Source organism: Sinomonas sp. G460-2, from assembly GCF_047759905.1.
Taxonomy (GTDB): domain Bacteria; phylum Actinomycetota; class Actinomycetes; order Actinomycetales; family Micrococcaceae; genus Sinomonas.
This window is the reverse complement of the sequence record NZ_JBKZWT010000107.1, coordinates 1-11,391: the sequence shown is the minus strand read 5'-3', so window position 1 is coordinate 11,391 and position 11,391 is coordinate 1. Positions and strand designations below refer to the sequence as shown.

Here is an 11,391-nt window from a genome sequence, read left to right as displayed (position 1 = left end):
CTGCCGGAGCCCGAAACGTCCCCACTCGCCGCCGCGATCGAGGCCCGCTTCGCCGAGCTGCGCGGCTTCTACGCGGGCGAGGTCGAGCGCCGGGGCTGGTACGGCTACTGGGACTACGGAGACGTCATGCACAGCTACGACCCGCACCGGCACCAGTGGCGCTACGACCTGGGCGGCTTCGCGTGGGCCAACAACGAGCTGTGCCCGAACCTGTGGCTCTGGCAGGACTTCCTCCGCACGGGCAGTGCCGAGGCGTACCGGCTCGCCGAGGCCATGACGTGGCACAGCGCCGAGGTGGACCGCCACCACGACGGCCCCTACGCCCAGCTCGGCTCGCGCCACAACGTGCTCCACTGGGGCTGCGGCTGCAAGGAAGTTCGCATCAGCATGGCCACGCTCCACCGGCCGTACTACTACTTGAGCGGCGGCGACGAGCGGATCGGCGAGCTCCTCGCCGAGGTCTCCGACGCCGAGCACGCGCTGGGCCGGCTCGACCCGATGCGCGAGTTCTACCCGCGCTCGGAGGGCCGCACCCACGCGCGGATCGGTCCAGACTGGGCGGCGCTCGTGGCCAACTGGGCCACGGCCTGGGACCGCACCGGCGCCCCCGCGCACCGCGACAAGATCCTCAAGGGCCTGGCCCAGCTCGAGGGCATGCCGCTCGGCCTCCTGTCGGGGCCTACCCTCGAATTCGACCCCGAGGCGCTCGACCTCCACCACATGGGCCTCGGCACGGCGGGCGGCTTCCACATGATCATCGCGTTCGGCGCGCCCCAGGCGTGGCTCGAAACGGCCGAGCTGCTGGACCACGACGGCTTCCGCGCGATGCTCGCCGACTTCGGGGCCTTCTACGCGATGGACGACGGCGCCAAGCGCGCCATGAGCGGGGGAGCGCTCGACGACTCGCACTTCTCGTGGCCCTACATGGCCTCCGGGATGATGGCGTACGCCGCGTGGTACCGCCGGGACGAGAAGCTCGCCGCCCACGCGTGGAAGCTCCTCCTCGACGCCGCGCAGGTCCCGCTCGGCGAGCCCCTCTCCGGGGCGGTCCAGCGCGTCGCGACGTGGACCGAGGTCGAGGAGCTCCCCTGGCTCTCGACCAACTGGACCTCGCAGTGGTGCCTCAACGCGATGCTCGCTCTCGCCCTCGTCGGCCCGCCAGACGCGCTCAGGTGGGGCGCGCCGTCGTCCGTTTCCGCGGGCGCGCAGCCCTGAACTAGCCCTCCAACTCACCCACACCGCTCCACCCACCCTCACTCAAAGGAGAGATGACCATGACCCCTTCCCTCGCGCGACGATCTCGGATGAGACAGGCCGTGGCGGTCACCGCCGTCGCCAGCACGCTCGGGCTCCTGCTCGCGGCGTGCGGTGGCGGCTCGCAGACCGCGACCGATTCGAGCACGGTCACGATCATGGCCCCGTACTTCAACGCCGACCCGCCCTCCGCAGACGGGCAGATCGCGAAGAAGCTCAACGAGCTCACCGGCAAGACCGTCAAGATCACGTGGGCGCCCAACGCGCAGTACGAGGACAAGACGAACATCACGCTCGCGTCGTCGGACGTGCCGCAGGTCATGGTGGTCCAGGGCAAGTCGCCGGGCTTCGTCAAGAACGCGCAGGCCGGGGCGTTCTGGGACCTGACGGACAAGCTCAAGAACTACCCGAACCTCGCCACCAACATGCCAGACATCCAGAAGAACGCGAGCGTCAACGGCAAGGTCTATGGTGTGTTCCGGGCCCGCCAGGCCATGCGCACGTCCGTGATCATCCGCAAGGACTGGCTCGACAAGCTGCATCTTGCGATGCCGAAGACGGTCGACGACCTCTACACGATCGCGAAGGCGTTCACGCAGGACGATCCCGACGGCGACGGCAAGGCTGACACGACCGGCATCGAGATCCCGAAGTGGCCCGGCGGCCCCTGCACGAACAGCCCGTACGACGTCATCGAGACGTGGTTCGGCGCCGGCAACTGCTGGACCCAGCAGAACGGCAAGCTCGTGCCGAGCTTCGAGACACCGCAGTTCCTCCAGGCGGACGCGTTCATCAAGAAGATGGTGAGCGAGAAGCTCATCAACGCCGACTTCGCGACGTTCGACAGCACCAAGTGGAACGAGCCGTTCCTCACCGGCAAGGCCGGCATCATCATCGACGTCGACTCGCGCGTGAGCCAGCTCATCACCCTGTACAAGCAGCAGCACCCGAACGACTACCAGAACTTCGTGACGTTCACAGGCAACCTCACGGGCCCCGACGGGCAGCTCCACGCCCTTCCGACCGCGGGTTACGCGGGCTTCCTCGCGATCCCGAAGGCGAGCGTCAAGACCGACGCCGACCTCGACAAGGTGCTCACATTCCTCAACAAGCTCAACAGCGCGGACCTTGAGAACCTGCTCAACAACGGCATCCAGGACGTCAACTACACGGTGACCGACGGCAAGGCCGCCCCGGTGACCCCCGCGACCGATGCCTCGAAGGCCGTGACCAACGAGGTCCAGAGCGGCTACGGGCAGCTCGGCACGAACGTGATCGGCAACCAGTTCTACCCGGCGAAACAGGCCACGCCGTACGAGCAGTCCGTGTACGACCAGCGCATGGCGCTCACGACCGCGGACCTCAAGAGCGCCGTCTTCAACCCGGCCGCGCCGTTCGTCTCGCCCACGTACGTCTCCAAGGGCGCCCAGCTCGACAACATCATCGCCGACGCCCGCATCAAGTACTTCGCGGGGCAGATCGATGAGCAGGGCCTCAAGGACGCGATCGCTCGGTGGGAGTCGAGCGGCGGCAGCCAGGTGAAGGACGAGATCAACAAGCTGTACTCGGGCGGCGGGCAGTGAGCACTGCTCAACAGTCGAGCGCTGTACAACGGTCGGGCGCTACCCAGCTGAGCGGCGTCGAGCTCGAGTCACGGGAGCGGGCGGCGGTCAAGGCGCCGCTGCCCGCCCCGCGGCGGCGCGGGTTCCTCGCCCACGTCGCGTACTACAAGTGGCTCTATCTGCTGCTCCTACCGGGCCTGGTCTACTTCGCGGTGTTCCGCTACGCGCCGATGTACGGGGCGAGCATCGCGTTCAAGGACTTCGTCCCGTTCCTCGGCATCGACGGGAGCCCGTGGGTGGGGCTGCGGAACTTCCAGGACTTCTTCTCGAGCCCGGACTTCGTCCGGCTGCTGGTCAACACTCTCCTGCTTGCGCTCCTGAACCTCGGGGTCGGGTTCCCCATCACGATCCTCATGGCGCTCCTCCTGAATGAGGTACGCCTGCAGGTCCTCAAGCGCACGGTGCAGACCTTGGTCTACATCCCGCACTTCCTGTCCTGGACGATCGTGGCCTCCCTAACGTTCCTGCTGTTCGCGCTCGACGTCGGGCCCCTGTTCAAGTTCCTCAACGACGCCCTCGGCACCCACATCGACTACCTGTCCGACCCGGGCTGGTTCAGGCCGCTCATCGTGCTCCAGAGCGTGTGGAAGAACACCGGCTGGGGCACAATCATCTACCTCGCGGCGCTTGCGACCGTGGACCAGGAGCAGTACGAGGCCGCCGTGATCGACGGTGCCGGGCGGTTCCGGCGGGTCTGGCACATCACGCTGCCCTCGATCCGCTCCACGATCGTCGTGATGCTCATCCTGGCCATCGGCGAGATCCTCAATACCGGATTCGAGCAGATCTTCCTCATGACGAACGCGCTCAACCGCAGCGTGGCGGACGTCTTCGACACGTACGTGTACTTCGTGGGCATCACCCAGGGCGCCTACAGCTACAGCACCGCCGTGGGGCTATTCAAGTCAGTGGTGGGCATCGTGCTGATCTTCGGCGCGAACTGGCTCGCCAAGCGGTTCAACCAGAGCGGACTGTTCTGATGAAGATCCACAACACCCGCGGCGGCCGGGCCTTCGACGCCGTCAACTACCTGTTCCTCGCGGGCGTGGGCCTGCTCATGCTCGTGCCGTTCGTCTACGTCATCGCGGGCTCGTTCGCCACCGAGGCGGAGATCACGCGGCGGCCCTTCTTCATCTGGCCCGAGCAGTTCACCACCGCCGCCTACCAGTACATCTTCTCCACCCCCGCGTTCCCGCGGGCGCTGATCACGACGATCCTCGTCGCGGCCGTCGGCACGCTCATCCAGCTCGCGCTGACGGTCACGATGGCGTACCCGCTCGCCAAGCGGAACCTCAGGGGCCGCCGCCTGGTCCTGAACCTCGTGGTCTTCGCGATGGTGTTCTCCGGCGGGATGATCCCCACGTTCCTCGTGGTCAAGCAGCTCGGCCTGCTCAACACGTACTGGGCGCTCATCCTCCCGGCGGCGATCAACCCGTTCAGCCTCATCATCATCAAGAACTTCTTCCAGGACCTCCCGGCCGAGCTCGAAGAGTCCGCGAAGATCGACGGCGCGACCGAGGTGCAAATCCTCCTGCGCGTCCTGCTGCCCCTGTCCAAGCCGATCCTCGCGACGTTCGCGCTGTTCTACGCCGTGGGCATCTGGAACGACTTCATGAGCCCGCTGCTGTACCTGAGCGACAGCAGCATGTGGACGCTCCAGATGTATCTCAGGCAGGTCACCACCTCGGCGGACCTGCTGGGAACCGGCGCGCTCGATCCGAACTACGTCCCACCCGAGCAGGGGGTCAAGTTCGCGGTCATCGTCGTGGCGACGCTGCCCATCCTCGTGTTCTACCCGTTCCTGCAGAAGCACTTCGCCAAGGGCATGCTCATCGGCTCCGTCAAGGGCTGAGCGCGTTTCCGAAAGCCCCGAGGCCGAAAGGGCCCCATGAAGATCATCCTGGCCGGCGATTCGACCGTCGCCGCATGCCCCTCGTACGAGTACCCCATGAGCGGGTGGGGCCCCGCCCTGCCCCCGTTCGTGTACCGGTGGGCCGCCGTCCACAACCTCGCGAAGGGCGGTGCCTCGACCGAGTCGTTCCGCGAGGAGGGACTGTGGGACGCGGCGCTTGCGCTCGCGGGGGCGGGAGACGCCGTCGTGCTTCAGTTCGGGCACAACGACCAGAAGCGCGAACATCTCGCGCCCCGCGCCGGGTATGCGGCGAACCTCCGGCGCATGGTCGGCGAGGTGCGGGGGCGGAGCGCGGGGCCGGTGCTGTGCACGCCTGTCGAGCGGCGCCAGTTCGCGGGCGGGCGGCCCGAACCCACGCTCGGCGAGTATCCTGCGGCGGTCCGCGAGCTCGGCGCGGAGCTCGGGGTCGGCGTGATCGACCTCAACGCGTGGACCCGCTCGCTCTACGGGGAGCTCGGGGAGGACGGCTCGGTCCGGCTCTTCACCCACCTCGCCCGTGGCGAGCATCATCACTGGGCCGACGGCCTCGAGGACAACACGCATTTCAGCGTCGAGGGGGCCGAGCGGGTCGCGCGGCACGTCGCGGAGCGGCTCGCGCCGCTCGTGCGGGAGCCGGAGGCCGCCCGTGGCTGACGTCCTGTATGAGAACCCGCTCGCCAGCCCCGGCGACCTCGAGGGCTGGGTGGGCGAGGGGCCCGTCCGCGCGGAGGCGTGGGAGGACGCAGCGGGGGGCGGCGCCGTCGTCCTTTCCAGCTCGGGCGACGAGGCCGCGGTGGGCGACCACGCGCATTTCACGCTCTGGTGCCCCGAGCGCTTCCCCGACCGCATCCGCGCGTCGTGGGAGTTCCGGCCCGTGAGCGAGCCGGGGCTCGCGATGGTGTTCGTGGCCGCCGAGGGCGCCGCAGGGGAGGACCTCTTCGATCCCGCACTCGCGCCCCGTACGGGCTACTACCCGCAGTACCACTCGGGCGACATCAGGGCGCTGCACGTGAGCTACTTCCGGCACAAGCACGCGTCCGAGCGCGCGTTCCGCACGTGCAACCTGCGCAAGAGCCCGGGCTTCCACCTTGCGGCACAAGGCGCGGATCCGCTCCCTCCCGCCGAGGACGCGGACCGCTTCTACCGGGCGGAGCTCGTCAAGGACGGGCGGCGGCTCGCCTTCTCGATCGAGGGCCTGCCGCTGTTGGACTGGACGGACGACGGCGCGGCCGGACCGCCGCTTGCGGGTGGCCGTTTGGGCTTCCGGCAGATGGCGCCCCTCGTGGCGGCGTACCGGAACCTGCGGGTTGAGTCGCTGGGGCCGTCGGAATGCCGTTCGACCGTCCCTGGAAGGCATGACCGTCCCTCGTGCGGGACGGTCATGCCTCTCTCCGACGGTCAAGGGGCGTTTCCGACGGTTGTGAGGGGCGCTCGCTCTTGACCCCCTCAACGGTCGGCTCTATTCTGGAGAACGAAACGTTTTGAATCGATTCATAATTGGCGGTGCAGACGCCGCCCCACCAACAGGAGCGCCATGAGCGAGACCGCGACGCGGCGGATCTGCTTCCAGCAGTGGATCCAGCCCGACCGCATCGAGGAGTACAAGCGGCGGCACGCCGCCGTGTGGCCCGAGATGCTCGAAGCCCTCGAGGCCGCGGGGTGGCGCAACTACTCACTCTTCCTGCGCCCCGACGGGCTCCTCATCGGCTACGTCGAGACGGACAGCCTCGACGCCGCGACGGCCCGCATGGCCGCTTTCGAGGTCAACGCCCGCTGGCAGGCCGAGATGGCGGACCTCTTCGACGGGATCGAGACGCCCCCGGACGAATCCTTCGTCCCCCTCGAGGAGGTCTTCAACCTCGAGGACCAGCTCGCGGCCGTCCGAGCGGCCCGTCCGGCCCGCGCAGCCGCCCCCACGACCAACGCCGACGGCCCCCATGCCGCCCATTCGGCCCAAGCAGCCGCCCTCACGATCAACCCCGCCGGCCCCCATGCCGCCCCCACGACCAACTCCGCACCCACCACAGGAGATCACGCATGAGCACCACGGAAGTACGCATCCCAGAGGCTCTCGATCGCCTCGCGATCGAGGTTCCCTCGTGGGCGTACGGCAACTCGGGCACGCGCTTCAAGGTGTTCGGAACGCCCGGCACGCCGCGCACCGTCGAGGAGAAGCTCCAGGACGCCGCGAAGGTCAATGAGCTCACCGGGCTGGCCCCGAGCGTCGCGCTGCACATCCCGTGGGACAAGGTCGAGGACTACGCCGCGCTTGGCGAGTACGCCGAGGGCCTCGGCGTGAAGCTGGGCACGATCAACTCGAACACGTTCCAGGACGACATCTACAAGTTCGGCTCGCTCACCCACTCGGACACGGCCGTGCGCCGGCGAGCGATCGATCACCACCTCGAGTGCATCGACATCATGGATGCGACCGGCTCTCGCGACCTCAAGATCTGGCTCGCGGACGGCACGAACTACCCCGGCCAGGACGATATCCGCGCCCGCCAGGACCGCCTCGCCGAATCCCTCGCCGAGATCTACGCGCGGCTCGGCGAGGACCAGCGCCTCGTGCTCGAGTACAAGTTCTTCGAGCCGGCTTTCTACCACACGGACGTCCCGGACTGGGGGACCTCGTACGCCCAGACGCTCGCCCTCGGCGAGAAGGCGTTCGTGTGCCTCGACACGGGCCACCATGCCCCGGGCACCAACATCGAGTTCATCGTCGCGCAGCTCCTGCGCCTCGGGAAGCTCGGCTCCTTCGACTTCAACTCGCGCTTCTACGCCGACGACGACCTCATCGTCGGAGCCGCAGATCCGTTCCAGCTCTTCCGCATCATGGTCGAGGTGGTCCGCGGCGGCGGCCTCGAGCCGAACTCGGCAGTGGCCCTCATGCTCGACCAGTGCCACAACCTCGAGGAGAAGATCCCGGGCCAGATCCGCTCGGTGCTCAACGTCCAAGAGATGACCCTTCGCGCTCTGCTCCTCGACCGCTCCGCGCTTGCCGAGGCCCAGGGCAACCACGACGTCCTCGCCGCGAACGCCGTGGTCATGGACGCGTTCTACACCGACGTCCGCCCGGCCCTCGCCGCGTGGCGCGAGGAGCGTGGCCTCCCCACCGACCCCATGGCCGCCTACGCCGCGTCCGGCTACCAGAAGCTCATCAACGACTCCCGCGTGGGCGGCACCCAGGCGGGCTGGGGCGCCTAGCCTCCGTTCCCTGGGCGGTCCTGCTCACCTAGCCGCACTCGTCTCGGCGTGCCGCGCCGCGACACGCCGGGCGAGGGCGCTCAGGCCGCTCCCATGTGGGCAGGAGCGCACGCACTCCCGAACCCGCCCAGCCACCCGAACCCGCCCAGCCACCCGAACCCGCCCAGCCACCCAAACCCGCCCTCCCGCCCCAGAACCTGCAGAGGACACCATGAACCAGACCGTCGCTGATCTGATCGCCCGCTCGAACCGGCTGGGCGCCGACAAGCGCAACACGAACTACGCCGGCGGGAACACGTCCGCCAAGGGCACCGAGACCGACCCCGTGACGGGCGAGCCCGTCGAGCTCCTCTGGGTCAAGGGCTCGGGCGGCGATCTCGGGACGCTCGCCGAGAAGAACCTTGCCGTGCTGCGCCTCGACCGGCTCCGCGCGCTCAAGGGCGTGTACCCGGGTGTCGAGCGCGAGGACGAGATGGTCGCCGCGTTCGACTACTGCCTCCACGGCAAGGGCGGCGCCGCGCCGTCGATCGACACCGCGATGCACGGCCTTGTCGACGCCGCGCACGTGGACCACCTCCACCCGGACTCGGGCATCGCGATCGCGACAGCGGCCGACGGCGAGGCCCTCACCGAGAAGATCTTCGGCGGCAGGGTCGTGTGGGTTCCGTGGCGCCGCCCCGGCTTCCAGCTCGGCCTCGACATCGCCGCGATCAAGGACGCCCACCCCGAGGCGATCGGTACGATCCTCGGCGGCCACGGCATCACGGCGTGGGGCGCGACGAGCGGGGAGGCCGAGGCCAACTCGCTGTGGATCATCGCCGAGGCGGAGAAGTACCTCGCGGAGAACGGCCGCCCGGAGCCGTTCGGCCCATCGCTCGACGGCTACGGCGCGCTGCCCGAGGCCGAGCGCCGAGCGAAGGCTGCGGCCCTCGCGCCGGTGATCCGGGGCCTCGCCTCGGCGGACCGGCCGCAGGTGGGCCACTTCACCGACGACCCCCGGGTCCTGGACTTCCTCGCCTCCGCCGAGCACCCGCGCCTCGCGGCCCTCGGCACGTCGTGCCCGGACCACTTCCTGCGCACGAAGGTCAAGCCGCTCGTCCTCGACCTGCCCGCGGACGCCGGGATCGAGGAGAGCATCGCGCGCCTCAAGGAACTGCACGCGGCGTACCGCGAGGACTACGCGGCGTACTACGAGCGCCACGCGGACGTAGACTCGCCCGCGATGCGCGGCGCGGACCCGGCGATTGCGCTCATCCCCGGCGTGGGCATGTTCTCCTACGGCAAGGACAAGCAGACGGCTCGGGTCGCGGGGGAGTTCTACCTCAACGCCATCAACGTCATGCGCGGGGCCGAGGCCGTCTCGACGTACGCCCCGATCGACGAGAGCGAGAAGTTCCGCATCGAGTACTGGGCGCTCGAGGAGGCCAAGCTCGCGCGCATGCCGAAGCCGAAGTCGCACGCGACCCGCATCGCGCTCGTGACCGGCGCGGCGTCGGGCATCGGCAAGGCGATCGCGACCCGGCTCGCGGCCGAGGGCGCGTGCGTCGTCATCGCGGACCTGGACCTCGAGAAGGCCCAGGGCGCAGCGGCCGAGCTGGGGAGCACCGACGTCGCGATCGGGGTGCGCGCGGACGTCACCGACGCCGCGGCCGTCGCCGCAGCGGTCGACGAGGCGGTCCTGGCCTTCGGCGGGATCGACCTCGTGGTGAACAACGCTGGCCTGTCCATCTCGAAGCCGCTCCTCGAGACGTCCGAGAAGGACTGGGACCTCCAGCACGACGTCATGGCCAAGGGATCGTTCCTCGTCTCCCAGGCCGCCGCGAAGGCCATGATCGCCCAGGGCATGGGCGGGGACATCGTGTACATCTCCTCGAAGAACTCGGTCTTCGCCGGCCCGAACAACATCGCCTACTCCGCGGTCAAGGCCGATCAGGCTCACCAGGTGCGCCTCCTAGCGGCCGAGCTCGGCGAGCACGGAATCCGCGTCAACGGCATCAACCCCGACGGCGTGGTCCGCGGCTCCGGGATCTTCGCGGGCGGCTGGGGCGCCAAGCGCGCGGCGGTCTACGGCGTGCCCGAGGAGAAGCTCGGCGAGTACTACGCGCAGCGCACCCTCCTCAAGCGCGAGGTCCTGCCCGAGCACGTCGCGAACGCGGCCGCCGTCCTCACGAGCAACGAGCTCTCCCACACCACGGGCCTGCACATCCCCGTCGACGCCGGCGTCGCCGCCGCCTTCCTGCGGTGAGCGCGAGCACTTCTCAGGGCGCGGGCCCCGGCGTGCGCGCTTTCGCGGCGGTCGACGTCGGCGCCTCCTCGGGCCGCGTCATCCTCGCCACGGTTTCGCGTGGGTCGAGCGCGAACGACGGCGCGTTGCGGGCAGGGGTGGACACGGGCGACGGCGCCCCGCGGGTCACGCTCGAGATTGTTCACCGCTTCCCCAACGGCGTGCTCGATGACGGCGCGAGGGGCGACGGCACCACGGTGCTGCGCTGGGACGTGTGCGGGATCTTCGCCGAGGTCCAGACCGGCCTCGCGAAGGCAGGGGAGCTCGCGGCATCCCGCGGGCTGCGGATCGAGAGCATCGGCATCGACACGTGGGCCGTTGACTACGGCCTTGTGGACTCGGCCGGGCGACTCCGACTCCCGGTGCACGCCTACCGGGACTCGCGAACGGACGCCACCGTGCCTGTGGTCCACGAGAAGGCCTCGCCCGAGCGGCTGTACGCCGTGACCGGCCTGCAGTTCCTGCCGTTCACCACGCTGTACCAGCTTGCGGCGGAGCCGGAGCTCGACGGACTGCAGGTGCTGCTGATTCCGGACCTGCTCGCGTTCTGGCTCACCGGCGCTCGCCGCACCGAGGAGACGAACGCGTCCACCACGGGGCTGCTCGACGCTCGCACTGGGAAGTGGTCCGCGGAGCTGTTCGAGGCCCTCGGGCTGCCGGAGGGCCTGTTCCCCGAGCTCATCGCGCCGGGGAAGGCGTACGGCACGCTCTTGCCCGCCGTCGTCCAACGCACCGGACTTCCGCCGGACACGCCCGTGGTCGCCGTCGGCTCCCACGACACCGCCTCTGCCGTCGCGGCTGTTCCCGCGGTGCCGGGGGAGGACGTCGCGTACATCTCCTCGGGGACGTGGTCGCTCGTGGGCGTCGAGCTCGGGGCCCCCGTGCTCACGGAGGCGAGCCGCGCCGCGAACTTCACGAACGAGCGAGGCGTGGACGGCACCATCCGATACCTCCGCAACGTGGGCGGTCTGTGGCTCCTGAGCGAATGCCAGCGCGAGTGGACCGCCCAGGGCCTCGACCTACCTCTCGAGCAGCTGCTCGCCGACGCCGCCGCGCTCCCGGCCGGCGGCCCGCAGGTCGACGCCGACTCGGACGAGTTCATCGCGCCCGGCGACATGCCCGCACGGATCGCG

Annotated in this window: 9 protein-coding genes and 1 pseudogene; all 10 read left to right on the top strand. The window is 69.3% G+C overall.

Translation table 11 applies throughout. The features are described from left to right. A pseudogene (locus ACLN58_RS11640) lies at window positions 1-1,215 on the top strand (hypothetical protein); the annotation flags it as partial. Between the two features lie 59 nt (window positions 1,216-1,274). Then, window positions 1,275-2,837 (top strand): extracellular solute-binding protein, encoded by a 1,563-nt coding sequence (locus tag ACLN58_RS11635; RefSeq protein WP_415855421.1) that lies wholly within the window; start codon window positions 1,275-1,277, stop codon window positions 2,835-2,837. A gap of 47 nt (window positions 2,838-2,884) precedes the next feature. Further along, the gene (locus ACLN58_RS11630; RefSeq protein ID WP_415855422.1) at window positions 2,885-3,856 is read left to right on the top strand and encodes an ABC transporter permease; all 972 of its coding nucleotides are present in this window, start codon (window positions 2,885-2,887) and stop codon (window positions 3,854-3,856) included. Continuing rightward, window positions 3,856-4,728: a carbohydrate ABC transporter permease gene (locus ACLN58_RS11625; protein ID WP_415855420.1), complete on the top strand. Its 873-nt coding sequence runs from the start codon at window positions 3,856-3,858 to the stop codon at window positions 4,726-4,728. Before ACLN58_RS11630 ends, ACLN58_RS11625 begins: the two co-directional genes overlap by 1 nt. A gap of 36 nt (window positions 4,729-4,764) precedes the next feature. Further along, entirely contained in the window at window positions 4,765-5,421 is a 657-nt protein-coding gene (locus ACLN58_RS11620) for a rhamnogalacturonan acetylesterase (RefSeq protein WP_415855419.1), read from the top strand. Continuing rightward, window positions 5,414-6,208, top strand: a complete 795-nt coding sequence (locus tag ACLN58_RS11615; RefSeq protein WP_415855418.1) for a DUF1961 family protein — start codon at window positions 5,414-5,416, stop codon at window positions 6,206-6,208. The genes ACLN58_RS11620 and ACLN58_RS11615 overlap by 8 nt, the downstream gene beginning before the upstream one ends. 93 nt (window positions 6,209-6,301) lie before the next feature. After that, window positions 6,302-6,808 (top strand): L-rhamnose mutarotase, encoded by a 507-nt coding sequence (locus tag ACLN58_RS11610; RefSeq protein ID WP_415855417.1) that lies wholly within the window; start codon window positions 6,302-6,304, stop codon window positions 6,806-6,808. Beyond that, entirely contained in the window at window positions 6,805-7,974 is a 1,170-nt protein-coding gene (gene rhaI / locus ACLN58_RS11605) for an L-rhamnose isomerase (protein WP_415855416.1), read from the top strand. Before ACLN58_RS11610 ends, rhaI begins: the two co-directional genes overlap by 4 nt. 211 nt (window positions 7,975-8,185) lie before the next feature. Continuing rightward, complete coding sequence (locus ACLN58_RS11600; RefSeq protein WP_415855415.1) at window positions 8,186-10,219, top strand: bifunctional aldolase/short-chain dehydrogenase; 2,034 nt, start codon at window positions 8,186-8,188, stop codon at window positions 10,217-10,219. After that, a partial coding sequence (locus ACLN58_RS11595; RefSeq protein WP_415855414.1) for a rhamnulokinase occupies window positions 10,216-11,391 on the top strand: 1,176 nt, incomplete at its 3' end. The genes ACLN58_RS11600 and ACLN58_RS11595, both read left to right, overlap by 4 nt.